Source organism: Burkholderia catarinensis (genome assembly GCF_001883705.2).
Classification (GTDB): domain Bacteria; phylum Pseudomonadota; class Gammaproteobacteria; order Burkholderiales; family Burkholderiaceae; genus Burkholderia; species Burkholderia catarinensis.
This window is the reverse complement of sequence record NZ_MDEQ02000012.1, coordinates 21,765-41,147: the sequence shown is the minus strand read 5'-3', so window position 1 is coordinate 41,147 and position 19,383 is coordinate 21,765. Positions and strand designations below refer to the sequence as shown.

The 19,383-nt window shown below is 70.4% G+C and carries 12 protein-coding genes; 5 read left to right on the top strand and 7 right to left on the bottom strand.

Going from position 1 to position 19,383, the window contains the following annotated elements:
• Positions 1–3 precede the first annotated feature (3 nt).
• From arfB to recC, 4 genes are read right to left on the bottom strand one after another with little or no spacing between them, the layout of a single operon-like run.
• Positions 4–408 carry an alternative ribosome rescue aminoacyl-tRNA hydrolase ArfB gene (gene arfB, locus BFF94_RS20115; RefSeq protein ID WP_128847347.1) on the bottom strand — a complete coding sequence of 135 codons (405 nt, stop codon included), beginning with the start codon at positions 406–408 and terminating at the stop codon, positions 4–6.
• On the bottom strand, positions 405–2,708 hold the full coding sequence (locus BFF94_RS20110; RefSeq protein WP_219139726.1) for an AAA family ATPase: 2,304 nt from the start codon (positions 2,706–2,708) through the stop codon (positions 405–407). Before BFF94_RS20110 ends, arfB begins: the two co-directional genes overlap by 4 nt.
• Positions 2,705–6,415: an exodeoxyribonuclease V subunit beta gene (recB, locus tag BFF94_RS20105; RefSeq protein ID WP_219139725.1), complete on the bottom strand. Its 3,711-nt coding sequence runs from the start codon at positions 6,413–6,415 to the stop codon at positions 2,705–2,707. The genes BFF94_RS20110 and recB overlap by 4 nt, the downstream gene beginning before the upstream one ends.
• The gene (gene recC, locus BFF94_RS20100; protein ID WP_219139724.1) at positions 6,412–9,750 is read right to left on the bottom strand and encodes an exodeoxyribonuclease V subunit gamma; all 3,339 of its coding nucleotides are present in this window, start codon (positions 9,748–9,750) and stop codon (positions 6,412–6,414) included. The genes recB and recC overlap by 4 nt, the downstream gene beginning before the upstream one ends.
• A gap of 182 nt (positions 9,751–9,932) precedes the next feature.
• On the opposite strand from recC, the gene BFF94_RS20095 reads away from it, so the two are divergent.
• Positions 9,933–12,224, top strand: coding sequence for an FUSC family protein (locus BFF94_RS20095; RefSeq protein ID WP_219139723.1), 2,292 nt, complete (start codon positions 9,933–9,935; stop codon positions 12,222–12,224).
• Between the two features lie 289 nt (positions 12,225–12,513).
• Entirely contained in the window at positions 12,514–13,881 is a 1,368-nt protein-coding gene (locus tag BFF94_RS20090; RefSeq protein WP_128847779.1) for an amino acid permease, read from the top strand.
• A 112-nt stretch (positions 13,882–13,993) separates the two neighbouring features.
• On the opposite strand, the gene BFF94_RS20085 is transcribed toward BFF94_RS20090, so the two are convergent.
• Complete coding sequence (locus BFF94_RS20085) at positions 13,994–14,155, bottom strand: hypothetical protein (protein WP_128847781.1); 162 nt, start codon at positions 14,153–14,155, stop codon at positions 13,994–13,996.
• A 244-nt stretch (positions 14,156–14,399) separates the two neighbouring features.
• Between BFF94_RS20085 and BFF94_RS20080 the strand changes: the two genes are divergently transcribed.
• The 3 genes from BFF94_RS20080 to BFF94_RS20070 are packed head-to-tail and all read left to right on the top strand — an operon-like array spanning position 14,400 to position 17,932.
• Positions 14,400–15,449 carry a Fe(3+) ABC transporter substrate-binding protein gene (locus BFF94_RS20080; RefSeq protein ID WP_128847783.1) on the top strand — a complete coding sequence of 350 codons (1,050 nt, stop codon included), beginning with the start codon at positions 14,400–14,402 and terminating at the stop codon, positions 15,447–15,449.
• On the top strand, positions 15,439–17,133 hold the full coding sequence (locus tag BFF94_RS20075) for an ABC transporter permease (protein ID WP_219139722.1): 1,695 nt from the start codon (positions 15,439–15,441) through the stop codon (positions 17,131–17,133). The genes BFF94_RS20080 and BFF94_RS20075 overlap by 11 nt, the downstream gene beginning before the upstream one ends.
• 4 nt (positions 17,134–17,137) lie before the next feature.
• Complete coding sequence (locus tag BFF94_RS20070) at positions 17,138–17,932, top strand: ABC transporter ATP-binding protein (RefSeq protein WP_219139721.1); 795 nt, start codon at positions 17,138–17,140, stop codon at positions 17,930–17,932.
• 48 nt (positions 17,933–17,980) lie between these two features.
• Here BFF94_RS20070 and BFF94_RS20065 read toward each other — a convergent pair whose 3' ends face one another.
• Together BFF94_RS20065 and BFF94_RS20060 are read right to left on the bottom strand one after the other, a co-directional pair.
• Positions 17,981–18,463, bottom strand: coding sequence for an Lrp/AsnC family transcriptional regulator (locus tag BFF94_RS20065; RefSeq protein WP_128844423.1), 483 nt, complete (start codon positions 18,461–18,463; stop codon positions 17,981–17,983).
• 265 nt (positions 18,464–18,728) lie between these two features.
• Positions 18,729–19,370 carry an NAD(P)-dependent oxidoreductase gene (locus BFF94_RS20060; protein WP_128844426.1) on the bottom strand — a complete coding sequence of 214 codons (642 nt, stop codon included), beginning with the start codon at positions 19,368–19,370 and terminating at the stop codon, positions 18,729–18,731.
• Between the last annotated feature and the right edge of the window lie 13 nt (positions 19,371–19,383).

Below are 19,383 nucleotides of genomic sequence, written 5' to 3'. Positions count from 1 at the left end.
TCGTCAGTCGACCACCTTCCCCCTTCCCGACTTCACCGCGCCCCGGCGCGACTTGTGCTCGAGCCGCCGCTCCTTCGACGCGCGCGTCGGCCGCGTCGCGACCCGTGCGCGCGGCGTAAACGCGACGCCGCTGATCAACGTATCGAGTCGCGCCAGCGCGGCCTCGCGGTTCTTCTCCTGGGTGCGATATTCCTGAGACTTGATCACGACGATGCCGTCGCGCGTGATGCGCTGGTCGGACAGCGCGAGGAGCCGCTCCTTGATGACGTGCGGCAGCGACGACGCACGGATATCGAAGCGCAGGTGGATCGCGCTCGACACCTTGTTCACGTTTTGCCCGCCCGCGCCCTGCGCGCGCACGGCCGTCCATTCGACTTCGGCCGGATCGAGCGTATAGCGGATCATCATCGCGAAACCTCCGTGCGGCGCCGTGCGAGCGCCTCGTCGACGCGGGCCGCGAGCCCCGAATCGCGCTGCGTGCGAGTCGCGACCGCCTGAGCCAGCACGCGCCGCGGCCCGATCACCTGCACGCGCGTGCGCGCACGCGTGACGGCCGTGTAGACGAGTTCGCGCGTGAGCACCCGGCTGAACGATGCCGGCAGCACCAGCGCGGCTTCGTCGAATTCCGAACCCTGCGATTTATGGACCGTCAGCGCGAAGGCCGTTTCGTGCGGCGGCAGCGCGGCCGGCGACACCGCGCGCGCGGTGCCGTCCGCGCGCCTGAACCACACGCGCAGCACGCCGTGTGCGTCGGGCAACGCGATGCCGATATCGCCGTTGAACAACCCGAGCGCATAGTCGTTGCGCGTCACCATGATCGGCCGCCCGGTGAACCAGTGCGCGCCGACCGCGAGCGGCACGCGCGCCGCGTGCCGCACGTGCGCGGCCACGAGCGCATTGACGTGCTCCGCGCCGCGCGAGCCGTTGCGGGTCGCGCACAGGATCCGGAACCGGTTGAGCGCGTCGAACAGCGGCAGCGGATCGGGCACCGGCGCGGCCAGTGCGGCGCGCAATGCGTCGAGGTAGGCACCGAACCGCCGCGCGAGCCGCTCGACCGTCGACGACGCGAGCGTGTCGCCTGCATCGTCGTGAAACGACGCGGCTGCCGCGTCGTCCGCGGGCAACGCGTCGAGCGCGGCCTGCACGTCGCCGCGGCGAATCGCGAGCGACAGCCGCCCGATCGGCGAATCGAGACCGAAGCGGTAATTGCGTTCGAGCCATACGACGCAGTCCGCGAGCGGCGCCGGTGCGGGTGTGCCGGACGCGGCGCCGGTTTCGCCGGGTAATGTCGACGTGACCGACGCAAGCGCCGCGACCCCTGCGTCGAACGGCGGCAGCTCGACGGTATCGAGCCACGCGAGTTCGTCCACCTCGATCCACGCGGGGGCGTCGCCCGCCTCACCCGCCACGCCTGCATCAGCGGCATTGGTCGATACCGGACCGGCAGCCGACGGCGGCGCGACGTCGGTCGAGGACATTTCGTCATCCTGCGGTTCGTCGTCGAAGAGCGATGCCTGTCGCGCATCGGCTTTCTGCCGTGACGCCGGTTTGCGTGAGGCGGCGGCCGATGCAGGCGCCGGGGCCGGGGCCGAAGCGGAAACCGGATTCGCAGCCGGCACCGCTGCCGCCGCAGCTTCGTCCGGCACCGGCAGTGCCGCGACGAATGCCGCCTCGTCGATGCCGAGCGCCTGCGCGATGCGCGTGCGTGCCGCGGCCGTAAACGCCGGCCGCGCGCTCAGCTCCGCGAACACCGCGCCCGCCTCGACCGCGGCCAGCTGATCCTTGTCGCCGAGCAGCACGAGCCGCGCGCCCGGCGCGAGCGCGTCGAGCAGGTGCGCGGCGAGCGCGACGTCGATCATCGACGCCTCGTCGACGACGATCAGGTCGTACGGCAGCGGATTGTCGCGATGATGCCGGAAGCCGGCCGCCCCGCCGCCGCCCAGCAACCGATGCAGCGTGTACGACGTGTCGGGCAGGCGCGCCGCGAGTTCGGGCGGCAGGTCGCCGGCCCGCGCATGGAGCGCTTCCTGCATCCGCTGCGCGGCCTTGCCGGTCGGTGCGGCCAGCGCGATGCGCAGCCCCGGGTGCGCGTCGAGCAGACAGGCCAGCACGCCGACGACGGTCGTCGTCTTGCCCGTGCCGGGGCCGCCGCTGACGATCGTCACGCGCCCCGTCAGCGCGACGATCGCCGCGACGCGCTGCCAGTCGACTTCGCCGGTCGCGGGCCCGAAGTAACGTGCGAGGCTGTCGCGCAACCGATCCGGCGACAGGCCTTCGCCCGGCGCAGCGGCACCGGCCTGCGCCACGAGCGCATCGGCCAGCCGCCGTTCGTAATCGAAATAGCGCGACAGGTACAGGTGATCGTGCCGGTCGACGATCAGCGGCCGCTCGTCGCCGCGCGCGAGCGTGCCGAACGCGACCACGCCGCTCGCGGCGAGCGCCGCGCGGACGTCGTCGAGCGGCGCTTCGTAGCGCTGCGCGAGCGCACCGAGCGCGACGCACACGTGGCCGCCCGCGGTCGCGCGGCTCGTCGCGAATGCCGCGCGCGCCGCCCAGCGCGCAGACACGGCCGGCGCGCCGGCGCGGCGCGCGAAGTCGCCGATGCGGCGCGCGAAGCCTTCCGCGAGCGCGATGCCGAAATCAGCGGGTTCGGGCAGCCGCGCGACGAGGCCGCCGGTAAATTCGAGCGTGTCGTCGGACGCGTTCATGCGCGGCCCCCTTCCATCATCCGGTCGAGTGCGTCGACGAGCGCGCGCGCGGGCCGCCGCGCATGCACGCCGGCCGGCTCGCCGCCGCTGCGCCAGTCGGGCCGCACGCCGCGCACGAACAGGTACAGGTAGCCCGCGATGTGCGTGTCGTAGTCGTAATCGGGCAGCCGCCCGCGCAGGTAGCGATGCAGCGCGACGGTGTAGAGCAGCGCCTGCAGGTGATACGCGTGATCGGCCATCGCGACGTCGAGCGCGCGCGGGCCGTACGCATCCGGCGTCGTGCCGAGATGGTTCGACTTCCAGTCGACGATCCAGAAGCGGCCGTCGTGTTCGACGATCATGTCGATGAAACCCTTGATGAAACCGGCGAGCATGCCCGCCTCCAGTGCAACGTCCGGATAGCCGTGCGCGACCAGCAACCGGCGCAGCGCCATCAGGTCGAGCGACGGCGCCGGGAACAGGAAACCCATTTCGTCGAGCCGCTTCGCGGGATCGAGATCGGCGAGCCGCATGCCCGGCACGAGCTCGGTGCGCACGACATCGTCGACCAGCCGCGCCATCATCGCCGGCAGCCGGGTAGCGAGTTCGGGCTCGGCCTCGACCGGCCGGTCGTGCAGCGCGCCGAGCGCGGCCTTGTGCCACGAATCGGGCTCCGCGAACCGGCTCAGCTCGAACAGGCGGTGCAGGCACTCGCCCGCCGCCGCGCCGCGCGGGAACACAAGGATGTCGTCGTCCGGCGGCTCGGGTGCAACCGTATCGGCCAGACTCGACTCGCCGTCCGGCGCCAGCGCGGCAAGCGCATCGTGATCGGGCCGTAGGTCATCGTCGGGCACGGCCGCGACGCCCGCCTCCTCGCGCGCCATCGACGCGGTCAACGAACTGAAGCTCGCCATCCGCCACGCATCGCGCAGCACGCGCGTCGCATGGCGCGCCGCGAGCGTCTGCGATGCGTCGTGCCCGGCCGCGAGACGCTCGCGGCGCGCGGGCACCGGCAGCGGCGCGACGCTCACGGGGCCGCCCGCGAGCGCGTGCCACGCCGTATCGAGCGCGGCTTCGTCGGGCGGCTCGTCGAGCCATGCATCGAACGCCTGGCCGGCGCCCGCGACGAGCCAGTTGAGCACGCTGCGCCGCGCTTCGCGCGTCGAGCGCGACGACAGATACGGCCCGGCGACGACGTAGCAGCGATAGACCGCGCGCGTGAGCGCCACGTAGACGAGCCGCGCGCGTTCCGCGGCCTGCTCGCGCATCGCTTGCCGCGCCGCGTGCGCGGCCGCCTCGTCGTCGCATCCGTAATGCAGCACCGCGTCGCCCGCATCGTCGTGATACTCGCGCGCATCGGGCAGCGCGGACGCCGGCGGCTCGCGCAGCCCGCCATCGTTCAGGAACGGACAGAACACGATTGCGTATTCGAGGCCTTTCGACTTGTGCACGGTGACGATCTGCACGAGGTTGCGATCGGATTCGAGACGCAGTTGCGCGTCCTCGCCGCCGCCGTCGAGCCGTTGCGCGGCGAGCCAGCGCAGCGTCGGTGCGATGCCCGGCTGCGCGGATGCGCGTGCCTGCGTCAGTTCGGCCAGATGGTTGATGTCGGTTACGCGACGCTCGCCGTCCGCGCCGGCCATCAACCGCTCGGCAATCCGCAGCTCGCGCGTGAACGTGCGCCACATCACCGCGAACCCGCGCTCGCGCCACACCAGCCGATACCGCGAGAAGCGCTCGACCCAGCTCATTGCGTCGGCACCGTCGGCCGCCGACGCTTCGCATGGCGCATCGCCGTCGCCCTGCTCCATCCGCCACAGCGCGCCGGCATCGAGGCCGAACCAGTCGGACGCAAGCGCCGCGCGCAGGCGCCGCAGGTCGCCCGGCGCATCGATCGCCGCCAGCACGCGTTCGAGCTGCTCGGCGTCGCCGGTCGAGAACACCGAGGCCTGCGCCAGTTCGACGCTGCCGATCCCCCACGTAGCAAGCACGCGCTTCACGAGACTGCCCTGCCGGTGCGTCTGCACGAGCACCGCGATGTCGCCCGGCGACAGCGGTATCTCGCCCAGCCGCACGTGCCCGTCGCGCGCGCCGCGCATCAGCCGCGCGATCTCGGCCGCGCAGGCCTGGGCGGCCTGCGCCTGCGCGTCGCGCTTGAGCAGCGTGCCTTCACCGCCCGGCAACGCCCAGACCCGGAAATCGCCGGCCGGGCCCGGATCGGTTTCGTCGACGAACGGCGCGCGCACGCGCGTGCCGGCGCGCACCGCGTAATAGTCGAGCCCGTCGAGCACGAAGGCGCGCGGATTCGACATGAAGAAGCGGTTGCACGCATCGACGATCGCGGGCGTCGAGCGCTGGTTGACCGCGAGCGTGTAGCACGCGCTCGCCCGCGCGCGCGCCGCGAGATAGGTATGCAGATCGGCCGCGCGGAAGCTGTAGATCGCCTGCTTCGGGTCGCCGACGAGGAACAGCGGCCCGCCCGGCGCGAAGATCCGGTCGAAGATCGCGAACTGCAGCGGGTCGGTATCCTGGAACTCGTCGATCAGCGCGGCCGGATAGCGCACGCGCAGCGTCTCGGCGAGCCACGGGTGCGCATGCAGCGCGTGGTACAGGTTCGCAAGCAGATCGTCGAACGAGACGACGCGCCGCGTGCGCTTGCGCTCGGCCAGCTCGCCCGGCGCGCTGTCGAGCCATTCGGCGATCAGCGCGAGCCAGCGCGCGCGCTGCGCGGCCTCGGCTGCCGCCACGGCCGCTTCGAGCGCGTCGGCCACGTCGAAGAACGCGTGCTCGGGCGTCGCGCCGCCTTTTTTCGTCGCCTTCGCAAGCGCGGTGCGCGTGAGCTTCAGCGCGGCCTTCGGCAGCGCGGCCGTCGCGTCGCCCTGCGTGAAATGCGCGGCCCACGCGACAAGCGCATCGGCGAGCGCGTCGGGCTTGTGCGAGCGCTGGTTGAGCGCGGGCTGCGCGGTGCGCAGCAGCGCCTCGATCGTATCGCGCTCGGCGGCCCACATCCGCGCCGCCTCGGCAAAGCATTCGGCCGCCGCGGCCTCGGCCGATTCGTCCGGCTCGGTCACGCCGTCCCAGCGCAGCGCGGCGAGCGGCTTCTTCAGCCGGCGCTTGAGCTGCGCATCGAGCGCAGCCGGGCCGGCGCCCGATTCGACCAGCCAGGTCGCGAAGCCCGGCCAGCGCGCGGCCGCCGGTTCGACGCGCGTGCGCCAGAAGTCCGCCGCGAGTTCGAAGCGCAGCGACGCGTCGTCGGCCTCCATGTCGAACGCGAACGGCATCGCGGCCGCGAACGGCGCTTCCTGCAGCGCGCGCTGGCAGAACGCGTGAATCGTATGGATCGCGGCCTGGTCGAACGCGCGCAGCGCGCGCCGGATCCGCTTCGCGGCCGTTTCGGGATCGAGCGCGCCGTCTTCGCCGAGCGTCGTGTCGAGCAGGCGCTCGATGAACGGATCGCCGCCGTCGTCGCCCGTATCGAGCGCATGCGCGAGCTGCGCGAGCCGACCGCGAATCCGCTCGCGCAGCTCGGCCGTCGCCGCCTTCGTGAAGGTCACCACGAGGATTTCGTCCGCGCCGAGATCCTTTTCGAGCAGCAGGCGCACATACAGTGCGCAGATGTTCCAGGTCTTGCCGGTGCCGGCCGACGCCTCGATCTGGTTGACGCCGTCGAGCGGGCACGCGAACACGTCGAGTTCGAGCGCCGCCTGCGGCTGCGATACGGCGCTCATGCAACCTCCTTCAGATGCGCGACGAGCGGCTCGAACACGAGCCGCGCGAGCGTGCCGAACGGCTCGTCGAGCGACGGATGCGCGCCGCGCCACGCAATGGCGATCGCCGGATCGTCGGCTTCGCTCACGACGCGCTCGTTGATCCAGACGCTCGCGGCCTTGGCCTCGCCGTCGGACACCCTCGCCCAGGCGCTGCGCGGGAAAAACCGCAGCGGCATGCGCCGCCCCGCGCGAAACAGCGCGGCAAGCGGCGCGAGCCGCTCCAGCGGCGCCGCGACGGGCGTCAGCTCGAACGCGCCGCCGCTGCCGAACCACAGCGTGCGGCGCGGACCGCCCGGCTCGACCGCGCAGTAGACCAGATGCGCGAGCCACGCGGACAGGTAGTCGCGCGCACTCGGCCGCGCATAGCGGTAGATGATCTGCCCGGCCGGCGTCAGCCGGTTCAGCGTGCCGTGCAGTTCGAGCGGCGCGCTGACCGCATCGCCCGACAGCATCGCGTCGTCGGCACCGAACAGCGCCTGCTCCGTGTCGGGCCAGGCCGGCACGACGACGAGCGAGAACGGCCGCCGCTCCATGCCGTCGGCCAGCGCGTGGCGCACGCTCGACGCAAGCTGCGTCATCGAGCCGAGCGCCTGGTCGCGCCACACGGCGCCCGTCGCGCCGCCGGGCAGTTCGGGGCTCGCGTCCGCAATGCGCAGCGCGTGATCGTGCACGGCCCCGTCGCCCGATTCGATCAGGAGCGGCAGCACGCGCTCGGCGAGCGCGTCGCTGCCGGCGAAGTCCAGCGCGAACGGCTCCGTATCGAGCAGTTCGGCCTGCGCGTCGGCGAGCACGATGCCGAGCCGCGCGCGCAGCAGCGCACGCGCGGGATGCCGCCAGAAGCGTTCGAATTCGCTGAACGCGACGGGCTCGACCGGCTCCGCCGGCAGCGGCTGCGCGAAGAACGGCAACTCGCGCGGCCCGTCGCGCGATGCCTCGGCGGCCAGCAGCGACGCGAGCGTCGCGCGCTCGGCGTCATAGGAAACGAGTTCGCTGCCGGGCTGGAAATACGCGGCTGCGAACGGTTGCAGCGGATGCTCGACGACGAACGCGCGCCGCGCGGCATCGACCGCGTCCGGCGCGGCGTCGGGCCCGGCCGTGACGAGCGCGAGATGGTCGAGCAGTTCGTCGACGAGTGCCGCGGGCGGCAACGGCGCGTTGTCGCGAATGTTGCGACCCGTGTAGGCGATCAGCAGCCGGTCGCGTGCGGCGAGCAGCAGGTCGAGAAACAGGTTGCGCTCGTCGTCGCGGCGCTGCCGGTCGCCGAGCTTCGGCAACACGGCCATCAGGTCGAATTCGTCCGCGCGCGCGAGGCTCGGCAGCACGCCGTCATCCATCCCGAGCAGGCAGACGACGCGATACGGCAGCCCGCGCAGGCTCGTCAGCGACGAGAACGTGACGCCGCCCCACGGCACCCCGCCGCGCGCCGGATCGTCGAGCGCCGCAGCCAGCCCCGCACGGACGACGGCCGCCGGCAGCGCTTCGTCGGGCGCGCCCTCCGTCATCGCGGCCAGCATCGCGTCGAGCGCGTCGCGCACCCCCGCGAGCGCGTCCGCATAGGCGGCGCCCGAATCGAAGAAACGCGCGAGCGTGTCGGCGAACAGTTCGCTCCAGCCGCGCGGCGTGTGCGATTCGGCGAGCCGCCGCGCGAAGCCGTCGAGATCGTCGGTAAAGCGCGCGAGCCGGCCGAGCAGTTCGGCCTCGCTGCCCGTGGCCGCCTCGATCGGCAGCCACGCGCCGACCGGCGCCGCGCCTTCCGGCATCGCATAACCGAGAAAGAGCCGCGCGAGCGCATCGGAGAACGTATGGCGTGCCGACGGCACGGCCGCGTCGTCGCTCGCGCGCGGCGACAACCCGCGCCGCGCGCCGGCGGCCGCGAGCCAGGTCTGCACCGTCTCGAGCGCGGCCGCATCGATGCCGTAGCGCGCCGCCACCGCGTCGACGCGCAGCCATTCGACCAGCTCCGGCGCGCCGACCTGCCGTTCCGGCAGCGCGAGCCAGTCGAGCAGCACGCGCGCGACCGGGTTCGCCTGCGACGGCGGCAGGCCGGTGATCCGGTAAGGCACGCGCGCGCCGCCGGCGCCGGCCGTGCCGAACACCGCGTCGATCAGCGGCCCGGCCGCCGCGAGGTCGGCCACCGCGACGAGCACGTCGGACGGCTGCAGGCTCGCGTCGGCGTCGAACCACGCGAGCAGCCGGTCGTGCAGCACCTCGAGCTGACGCGCGAGGCTGTGGCACACGTGCACCTCGATCCCGCGCTCGGCCGGCGGTTCGCCGGTTTCGGCCTCCGGCCGCAGTTCGAGGATCGCGTTCTGCACGCGCGCGAGCCAGGTGGGCGCGGGATTCTCGACGAAACGCGACGCATCGCCCGACGCGGCGCTTTCGGTCAGTTCGTGCAGCATGTGCAGTTGCGCCTGCGTCTGCCTGCCCCATTCGGCGAGCAGCGGATGGCCGACTTCCTGGTAGTCGAGCCGCCCGGCCGCGTCGAGCGCCTCGGCATGCGCGGCGGTCACGATGTCGAACCAGAATTCGCGGCACGGGTTCAGCGCATAGACGCGCACGTCGATCCAGCGCGACAGCTCGCGCAGCAGCGCGACATGCAGCGGCGGCATCGTCGGCAGCGCGAACACGCTGACCGATTCCGGCCAGTCCGCGCGGGCGACGGTTTCGGGATCGAGTTGACGCGCCTCGACGAGGAAACGGTGCGCGGGCGGCGTACCGCTGTCGCTCAGTTCGGCAAGCAGCGCGCGCCACAGCGCGGCCTGCCAGCGCTCGTCGTCGCGCGCGGCATCGCTGATCCCGCGCGGTGCGGCGTCGCCCGCGAGCACGGACTCGCCGGCCTGCCACGCGGCCAGCCATTCGGGGCGATAGGTCAGGTAATGATCGAGCACGGCCGCGACGCGATGCGCGAGCTCGTAGCGCATCGCATCGTCGGACGCGGACAGATACGCGGCCAGCCGCGGCGACGCGAGCCACGGCGCGCCGCCGGCCGCCTGCGCGAACAGCCGGTAGCAGCGCCACACGAGACGGTCGGGTGCGAACGGCGAACGCGCGGGCACCGTCAGCACGCGGCCGATCTGCGCCCACAGCCATTGCGCGAGATACGTGAACTCGACATTCGCGCACACGCCGTTGCGCGCGGCGATGTCGAGCTCGAGACGGCGGCGCAGCGCCGCGCTCGGCACGATGACCTGTTGCGGCGCCCACGGACCGTTGCGGGCCGGGAATGCGGCGAGATCCTCGAGCAGCGCGTCGGCCAGCGTTTCGTGACGGTTCGAATAGAAGAGATGGAGCATGAGGCAGGCGTCGGAACCTCGCGCCGGCCGGGCCGGGCGAACAGGATCACCAAGGATAGCAAAAGGACCGTCGCAATGAACGTCGGCCGGACAGCCAGGTTTTGCGGACCGCGAAATACGATAGACTCGTCGCCAGTCAATACGCCGCCCCCGGGCGTCTTCGTCTGCCATTCAGCCCATCGATGCGCTATTCGGTCGAAATCAGAAAATTTTTCTACAGCCAGTACTTTTTCGGCGGCCTGCGGATCGCGGTCGGCGTCTCGCTGCCGGCCGTGCTGTGCCTGATCGTGTTTCACAACCGGGAGCTCGGCTTCACGATCTCGACGGGCGCGCTCGGCGCGTGCGTCGTCGACATGCCGGGCCCGCTCAAGTACAAGCAGAACGAAATGCTCGCGTGCAGCGTGATCGGCTTTCTCGCCGCGCTCGCGACCGGCCTCGCGACGCCGAACATCTTCGCGCTGTGGCTCACGATCGTGCCGCTCACGTTCGTGCTGTCGCTGATCGTCGTCTACGGCAACCGCTGGCCGCAGATCAGCTTCGCGACGCTGTTCATGATGGTGATGACGCTCGAGGAGAAATTCACGCCGCTGCAGGCGTTCATCAACGCCGGCTGGATTCTCGCGGGCGGCCTCTGGTACACGTACTGGGCCACGCTCGTGTCGCGATGGCAGGCGCGCCGGATCGAGCAGCAGGCGCTTGCCGAGAGCCTGTTCGCATGCGCCGACTACCTGCTCGCGCGTGCGCAGTTCTACGATCTCGACGCCGATCTCGACGAGTGCTACCGGAATCTCGTCGCGCGGCAGATCACGGCAGTCGAAACGCAGGAAACCGCGCGCGACATCGTGCTGCGCAACCTGCCGAAGCTGCGGCGCGGCAAGCTCGATCCCGGCCGCACGGCGATGTACAACCTGTTCATCAACAGCGTCGACCTGCACGAGCTGTTCGTCGGCGCGCACACCGACTACCCGCTGGTGCGCAACACGTTCGGCGGCTCGGACCTGATCATTTTCTACCGCGACCTGATCCGCAAGGCGGCCGCCGATCTCGAGGAGATCGGCCTCGCGGTGCTCGAGAACCGCGCGCCGCATTCGCACGTCAGCGTGAAGGCCGAGCTGCGCGCGATCGAGTACGAGATCGAGCTGATGCGCAAGAAGAACTTCGCGGCCACCAACGCGGAAGCGTATGCGGCCGTGCTCGCGACGTTCCGGCGCATCTGGAGCGCGACGCGCCTGATCGACCGGATGCGCCGCAACCTGTCGGGCCACGCCGATCCGCAGCAAACCGAACTGAAGATCGACAAGGCGCTCACGCGCTTCCTGCAGCGCCGCCAGATGTCGCCGTTGCTGATCTTCTCGAACCTGAACATGCGCTCGCCGAGCTTGCGCCACGCGCTGCGCGTGACTATCGCGGTGGCGGTCGGCTTCTGGATCGGCCGGCTGCTGCCGCTCACGAACGCATACTGGATCGTGATGACGACCATCATCATCCTGAAGCCCGGCTACTCGCTCACCAAGCAGCGCAACGCGCAGCGGATCGTCGGCACGCTGATCGGCTGCGCGGCGAGCATCGCACTGATCTACACGGTGAAGGAGCCGCACCTGCTGATCGCGATCATGTTCGGGTCGATGGTGATGAGCTACAGCCTGCTGCTGTTCAACTACGCGGCGAGCGTCGTCTTCACGTCGTCGTACGTATTGCTGATGTTCCACCTGCTCGCGCCGGGCAGCATGCGGATCATCGGCGAGCGCGCGATCGACACCGTGGTCGGCTGCATGATCGCGATCGCCGCGAGCCGGCTGTTCCCGTACTGGGAATACCGGCTGATGGGCAAGCTCGTCACCGACATGCTGACGTCCACCCGCAAGTATTTCGAAGCCGTGTGGCGCGCCGGGCGCGGCATGTCGCCGCCGCCCGTGCCGGCCGCCGACGGCGCGGCCGTCGTCGCGGGCGTGGCCGCCGCGATCGAAGCGCCGGTTGCCAGCCTCGACGCCGACTACCGCTACCGCCTTGCGCGCAAGGACGTGCACATCGCGTTCGCGAACCTCGGGCAGGCGTTCCAGCGGATGATGATCGAGCCGAAGGCGCACCAGCGCTTCGTGCCCGAGCTGAACGACCTGCTCGTGCAGACGCATGTGCTCGGCGCGCAGATCACGGCCGCCGCGCCGCTGATCCGCAGCGCGTGCGTGGCCGACGGCAGCCTCGTCCACGACGACGCGCTGCACCGCGGGCTCGCCGCCGTGCTCGACAATCTCGAGAAGGCCGAAGCCGGCGAGCCGCCGCCCGCCGATCAGCTCGAAGCGTCGAAGCAGATCACGCGCGAGCTCGACGCGATGGTCGTGTCCGCGGAAAAGTCCGATGCGGTGGGCGCCGAACTCACGCACGACCTGAAGGTGCTCGCGCACCAGTGCAAGCAGATGCTCGCGTCGTCGCTGCTGATCCGCAAGGATGCGAGCGTGATCCGCCTGCCCGCCTGACCGCGGCTCTATCCCGCCGGTGGCCGGCCCGCGCACCCCGCGGATCGGCCGCCGGCACTCCCCGATTCAGCGATCCCCCGAAGCATGACCCCGCCCCACACGGCCCGCGCACTCGACGCGCGGCCGCCCAACACCCTGTCGTGCCCGTCGCGCCAGTCAGGGAATACCCGATTCCGGTCACCCGGCCCGGCTTGTTATCATTCGTTCACATTCAAGTTGTATAGACAACTTGAGCCAGACGGACCGGTCTCGCTCGCCCGGTCCGTCGCATAACGATATCGGAGACTCGATGAAAAACTTGCAGCGCCACCTGAGCGCGCGGCACATCCGCTTTCTCGCGCTGGGTTCGGCGATCGGCACGGGCCTGTTCTACGGTTCGGCGACCGCGATCCAGCTCGCGGGCCCGGCCGTGATCCTGGCGTACCTCCTGGGCGGCGCGGCCGTCTACATGGTGATGCGCGCGCTCGGCGAGATGGCCGTGCGCGAACCCGTCGCCGGCTCGTTCGGCCACTACGCGACCGAGAACCTCGGCCCGTTCGCGGGATTCGTCACAGGCTGGACCTACACGCTCGAAATGGTGATCGTCGCGATCGCCGACATCACCGCGTTCGGCATCTACATGGGCTTCTGGTTTCCGGATGTCCCGCAATGGATCTGGGTGCTCGGGATCGTCGCGATCATCTGCGGGCTGAACCTGTGCCACGTGAAGGTGTTCGGCGAACTCGAATTCTGGCTGTCGATCATCAAGGTCGGCGCGATCGTCGCGATGATCGGCGGCGGCGTCGCGATCCTGCTGAGCGGCATGCACTTCGGCCATTCGGCCGACGTGCCGACGTTCGCGAACCTGTGGAACCACGGCGGCTTTTTGCCGAACGGCGTCGGCGGGCTGATCGCATCGCTGTCGGTCGTGATCTTCGCGTACGGCGGGATCGAGGTGATCGGGATGAGCGCCGGCGAGGCGAAGGACCCGGAGCGGGTGATTCCGCGCGCGATCAACGCGGTGCCTGCGCGCATCCTGCTGTTCTACGTGCTGACGATGGTCGTGCTGATGTCGATCAGCCCGTGGACGGGGGTCGGCAGCGACGGCAGCCCGTTCGTGCAGATCTTCTCGGCGCTCGGCGTGAAGTCGGCCGCGACGATCCTCAACCTGGTCGTGATCAGCGCGGCGATCTCCGCGATCAACAGCGACATCTTCGGCGCGGGCCGGATGATGTTCGGGATGGCCCGGCAGGGCCAGGCGCCGCGCGTGCTGATGACGACGTCGCGGCACGGCGTGCCGTGGGTCACGGTGGTCGTGATGGCGACCGCGCTGCTCGTCGGCGTGGTGCTCAACTACCTGATGCCGAAGGACGTGTTCCTGGTGGTCGCGGCGATCGCGACGTTCGCGACCGTGTGGGTATGGCTGATGATCCTGTTGTCGCAGGTCGCGATGCGCCGCCGCCTGTCGGGCGCCGAAGTCGCCGCGCTGAAGTTCAAGGTGCCGCTGTGGCCGGTGGCGCCGGCACTGACGATCGCATTCATGGGCTTCGTGATCGTGATGCTCGGCTGGTTCGAGGACACGCGCGTCGCGCTGTATGTCGGCGCGGCCTGGCTCGCGCTGCTCGCGGCCGTGTTCTACGCACGGATCCGCCCGAAGTTCGCACCTGCGTCACGTTGACGCACGGCTGACCTGCCTGCGCGGCGCGCCGGTTTCGGCGCCCGCTTCCGTCCCGGCTCCGCGCGGCGCCTGCCGCGCCTGAAACCGCGGGCTTCCCCGCTTCGCCTGGCCGTCAGTGCGATGCCGCGTTCGCGGCCTCGGCCGGATGGGCCTCGTCGTACGCGTGCTTCTGCGAAATCGCGTTGTACAGGATCGTCCCGATCACGAGCAGCACGGCCACGACGATCAGGATGCTCACGTTGCGGACAGGGTTCTTCTTGCGCTGATCGCTCATGGTCGGTGCGTCTCCGTCAAATTCATCGAAGCGGGCATTCTACGCGCTTGCGCCCCCGCTGCGACGTCCCGTTTCCGATCCCCTTTTCGCGCTATCCCCGCCGCTTTCCGCAAGCTTTCATTTGATAATCGTTCCCATTTCGATCTAGAATCCGGAGTCTTTCATTATGTAATGTTCCGGATCGCTCGGGCGGCAGGCGCGCCCCGGAACGCTCCCTTCGTCCACCTGCCCCACCGGAGTCTTCATGTCGAATCCGCGCACCCGCCTGCTGCCGCTCGCCGGCGCCCTCGCCCTTGCCACCGCCGCGGCCGCCTTCGCGCCGCTGGCCCATGCAGCCGAGGAAGTGAGCCTGTACACCACCCGCGAACCGAAGCTGATCCAGCCGCTCATCGACGCGTTCACGAAGCAGAGCGGCGTCAAGGTCAACACGGTGTTCGTGAAGGACGGCCTGCTCGAGCGCGTGAAGGCGGAAGGCGCACAGTCGCCGGCCGACGTGCTGATGACGGTCGACGTCGGCAACCTGCTCGATCTCGTCGACGGCGGGCTCACGCAGCCGGTGCGCTCGAAGGCGCTCGACGACGCGATTCCCGCGAACCTGCGCGGCGCGAACGGCGACTGGTACGCGCTGTCGCTGCGCGACCGCGTGCTGTACGTCGAAAAGGACCTGAAGGTCGATGCGTTCCGCTACGAGGATCTCGCCGACCCGAAATGGAAGGGCAAGGTCTGCATCCGCTCGGGCCAGCATCCGTACAACACGGCGCTCGTCGCGGCGATGATCGCGCACGACGGCGAAGCCGCAACCGAAAAATGGCTGCGCGGCGTGAAGGCGAACCTCGCGCGCAAGGCGACGGGCGGCGACCGCGACGTCGCACGCGACATCCTCGGCGGCATCTGCGACGTCGGCCTCGCGAACGCGTACTACGTCGGTCACATGAAGAACGCGGACGCAGGCACCGACGCGCGCAAGTGGGGCGACGCGATCAAGGTCGTGCGGCCGACGTTCGCGAACGCGAAGAGCGGCGGCACGCACGTCAACATCAGCGGCGCGACGGTCGCGAAGCACGCGCCGCACCGGGCCAACGCGGTGAAGCTGCTCGAATACCTCGTGTCGCCGGAAGCGCAGGCGCTGTATGCGCAGGCGAACTACGAATACCCGGTGCGCGCGAACGTGAAGCTCGATCCGGTGATCGCAAGCTTCGGCACGCTGAAGGTCGATCCGCTGCCGCTGGCGGACATCGCGAAGCATCGCAAGCAGGCGAGCCAGCTCGTCGACAAGGTCGGTTTTGACAACTGACGCTTCGCCCGCCGACGCGCGCGGCCAAGGCCGACCCTACCGGCCGCGCCTGCAACCGCGCGCGGGCAGCCTGTGGCTGATCGCGGCGCTGGCGATCGCCGCGGCGGTCGCGGCGCCGCTCGCGGTGCTCGTGGCCGCCGCGTTCGGCGCCGATCTCGCGCACTGGCGGCATCTCGCCGAATTCGTGCTGCCGCAGGCGCTCGTCAATACGCTGCTGCTGCTCGCGGGCGTCGGCGCGATCGTGTCGGTCGTCGGCACCGGCTGCGCATGGCTCGTCACCGCGTACGATTTTCCCGGCCGCCGGATGCTGACGTGGGCGCTGCTGCTGCCGCTTGCGGTCCCCACCTACATCGTCGCGTTCGCGTATCTCGACCTGCTGCATCCGATCGGCCCCGTACAGGGCGCGATCCGCTGGCTGCTCGGCTTCGACAGCCCGCGCCAGTTCCGCCTGCCGGACCTGCGCTCGCTGCCCGGCGCGATCTTCGTGCTCGGCTTCGTGCTGTATCCGTATGTGTACCTGAGCACGCGCGCGATGTTCGTCACGCAGTCCGCGAGCCTGCTCGAAGCCGCGCGCACGCTCGGCGCGGGACGCATCGCGACGTTCTGGCGCGTCGTCGTGCCGCTCGCGCGGCCCGCGATCGCGGTCGGCGTGAGCCTTGCGCTGCTGGAAACGCTGAACGACATCGGCGCGTCGGAATTTCTCGGCGTGCAGACGCTGACCGTGTCCGTCTACACGACATGGATCACGCGCTCCGATCTCGCCGGCGCCGCGCAGATCGCGCTCGCGATGCTCGCGATCGTCGTCGGCATGATCGTGCTCGAACGCTACGGGCGCCGCCGCCAGCGCTACGCACATGGCCGGCGCATGCGGCCGATCGCGCCGCGCCGGCTGACGGGCGCGGCCGCGTTGGGCGCCGCCGTGCTCGGCTGGCTGCCCGTGCTGCTCGGCTTCGGCGCGCCGGCCGCGTACCTCGCGGTCGAGACCGGCAAACGGCTGCATCTCGTCGGCGGCGTGTCCGCACAACTGATGACGGGGCTCGCGAACACGCTGACGATCGCCACCGCCGCCACCGCCGCGACGCTCGCGTGCGGGCTCGTCGTCGCATGGGCCGCGCGCGCGCAACGCGACAGCGCCCGCGCGGGCCCTGCCCGCATCTGCGCACGGATCGCGAGCCTCGGCTATGCGGTGCCGGGCACGGTGCTCGCGATCGGCCTGCTGATCCCGTTCGCGGCGGCCGACCGGCTGTTCGGCGCGGCGCTCGGCCGCGACGGGCTGCTGCTGATGGGTTCGGCGGCCGCGCTCGTGATCGCCTATACCGTACGCTTTCTCGCGATCCCGGCCGGCAGTATCGAGGCCGGTCTCGCGCGCATTCCGCCGTCGCTCGAACAGGCGGCGCGCTCGCTCGGCGAGACGGCCGGCGGCACGCTGCGCCGCGTGCACCTGCCGCTGCTGCGGCCCGCGCTCACGACGAGCGCGCTGCTGGTGTTCGTCGACGCGATGAAGGAATTGCCGGCGACGCTGCTGCTGCGTCCGCTGAACTTCGACACGCTTGCGACCTGGCTGTATGCGGAAGCCGCGCGCGGCACCTATGAGGAAGGCGCGGTCGCCGCGCTCGCGATCGTGCTGGCCGGGCTCGTGCCCGTGATCCTGCTCGCCCGCACCCGCCACAAGATCGGAGCCTGACACCTTGAACCTGCTCGAACTCGACGACCTCTGCGTCGCCTACGACACGCCGCACGGCCGCCGCACGGTGGTCGACGGGCTGAGCCTCGCGCTGCCGCGCGGCGATATCGGCTGCCTGCTCGGCGCGTCGGGCTGCGGCAAGACCACCGTGCTGCGCGCGATCGCCGGCTTCGAACCCGTGCGCATGGGACGCATCGTGCTGGACGGCGCTCCCGTCGCTGCGCCGTCGCTCGATGTGCCGCCCGAGCGGCGGCGCATCGGCATGATGTTCCAGGATTACGCGCTGTTCCCGCACCTGAGCGCGGCCGACAACGTCGCGTTCGGCCTGCGGCGCATGCCGAAGGCCGAACGGCGCATGCCGAAGGCCGAACGGCGCATGCGCGTCGCGGAAATGCTCGGGCTCGTCGGTCTCGCCGATTCCGGCGACGCGTATCCGCACGAACTGTCCGGCGGCCAGCAGCAGCGCGTCGCACTCGCGCGCGCGCTCGCGCCGTCGCCGGAACTGCTGCTGCTCGACGAGCCGTTCTCGAATCTCGACGTCGATACGCGCGAGCGGCTCGCGTTCGAGCTGCGCGACATCCTGAAACGCACGGGCCACACCGCGATCCTCGTCACGCACAACCAGGCCGAGGCGTTCGCGATCGCCGACCGGATCGGCGTGATGAAGGACGGCCGGCTCGCGCAATGGGATACGCCTTACGCGCTGCATCACCATCCGGCCAGCCCGTTCGTCGCGGATTTCGTGCGCCGCGACGCGCTGGCCGACGAACGCGCGCGCGCACTGGCGCGCGGCCGCTGAACCGGTGCCGCCGCCCTCGTCACGCGGCGCGATCCGCGTGCGGGCCGCTCACGTGCCGTGCCATGCCGGCTCGGCAAGATCGCGCACGGGCAACGCGGTCGAATACTTGATCTGCTCCATCGCGAACGACGAGCTGACGTCGAACAGCGGCACCGTGCGAATCAGCTGCTTGTAGACCCGGTCGTAATCGTCGATGCCGGCCACTACGACGCGCAGCAGGTAATCGGTCTCGCCGCTCATCCGGTAGACCTCGACCACTTCCGGCATGTCGCGCACGGCCTGCGTGAAACGCTGCGCCCATTCCTCCGTGTGCTGGTTCGTGCGGATCGCGACGAACACGGTCGTGCCGACCCCGAGCTTGCGCGGATCGCACAGCGCGACCTGCGCGCGAATCGCGCCGGTTTCCTTGAGCCGCTGCACACGCTTCCAGCACGGCGTCTGCGACAGGTTCACGCGCTGTGCCAGCTCCGCGATCGGCAGCGTGGCATCCGCCTGCAACAACTCCAGCAGCTTGCGATCGATGGCGTCCATTTCTCCAGTCCCTCGTAGATAGAAATTTATTCTATGCATCCTGCACGACGGGGAACAATATGAAAACCATCTCGCCGCGTCGACCGGTATAAATACCAATCCGGTACGGGCAGCACGCGATCCCGCCGCCGGCAATCCCTCTTCGCCAAACGAAACAGGCGACTCCCCCGGTCAAGGTGGAATCGCCTGATGCTCCTGCGCGTCGCGGCCTGCACGCCGCGCCCGGGCCGGGCTGGCGCTCACGCGCCGCCGGCTGTCACACCGCTCAATACGCGACCGTCGCGATCTCGCGCACGAAGCTGTCTTGCTCGAGCGCGTCGACGAACGCGACCGCGTAGTCTTCCGCCGAGATCTTGCTGTTGCCTTGCGCGTCCGTGATCAGCTTGCCGGCGCCCGTGCGGAACGTGCCCGTGCGCTCGCCCGGAGCGATCACCGCGGCCGGCGCGAAGAACGTCCAGTCGAGATCGCCGACCGTCTTCAGGTAGTCGAGCGCGTCGCGGTGCGCGAGCGCGACTGCCTTGTACGCGTCCGGGAAACCTTCGCTGTCGACGAGCTGCTTGCCGGGCGCGACTTCGAGCGAACCGGCGCCGCCCACCACGACGAGCCGCTTCAGGCCCGCCTGACGCGTGCCGGCGACCAGCGCCTTCGCGACCGCGACGACCTTCGCCGTATCTTCCTGCTTCGGGCCGTACGCGCTCGCGACGACGTCATGCCCCGGCAGCGCGGCCGCGATGCTGGCCGCGTCGAACAGGTCGGCCGCCTTCGCGGTGATGCCGTCGCCGGACGTGCCCGGATTGCGCGACAGCGCGGTCACGCGATGGCCGCGTCGCACGGCTTCCGCGGCGATGCGCGAGCCGATCATGCCGGTGGCGCCGAACAGCGCGATATTCAAAGTACGTTGCGTCATATCGATTCTCCAG

Excerpts from the sequence above, each read along its gene's own strand:
- arfB (WP_128847347.1), bottom strand. The coding sequence starts at position 408 with ATGATGATCCGCTATACGCTCGATCCGGCCGAAGTCGAATGGACGGCC.
- BFF94_RS20110 (WP_219139726.1), bottom strand. The coding sequence starts at position 2,708 with ATGAACGCGTCCGACGACACGCTCGAATTTACCGGCGGCCTCGTCGCG.
- recB (WP_219139725.1), bottom strand. The coding sequence starts at position 6,415 with ATGAGCGCCGTATCGCAGCCGCAGGCGGCGCTCGAACTCGACGTGTTC.
- recC (WP_219139724.1), bottom strand. The coding sequence starts at position 9,750 with ATGCTCCATCTCTTCTATTCGAACCGTCACGAAACGCTGGCCGACGCG.
- BFF94_RS20095 (WP_219139723.1), top strand. The coding sequence starts at position 9,933 with ATGCGCTATTCGGTCGAAATCAGAAAATTTTTCTACAGCCAGTACTTT.
- BFF94_RS20090 (WP_128847779.1), top strand. The coding sequence starts at position 12,514 with ATGAAAAACTTGCAGCGCCACCTGAGCGCGCGGCACATCCGCTTTCTC.
- BFF94_RS20085 (WP_128847781.1), bottom strand. The coding sequence starts at position 14,155 with ATGAGCGATCAGCGCAAGAAGAACCCTGTCCGCAACGTGAGCATCCTG.
- BFF94_RS20080 (WP_128847783.1), top strand. The coding sequence starts at position 14,400 with ATGTCGAATCCGCGCACCCGCCTGCTGCCGCTCGCCGGCGCCCTCGCC.
- BFF94_RS20065 (WP_128844423.1), bottom strand. The coding sequence starts at position 18,463 with ATGGACGCCATCGATCGCAAGCTGCTGGAGTTGTTGCAGGCGGATGCC.
- BFF94_RS20060 (WP_128844426.1), bottom strand. The coding sequence starts at position 19,370 with ATGACGCAACGTACTTTGAATATCGCGCTGTTCGGCGCCACCGGCATG.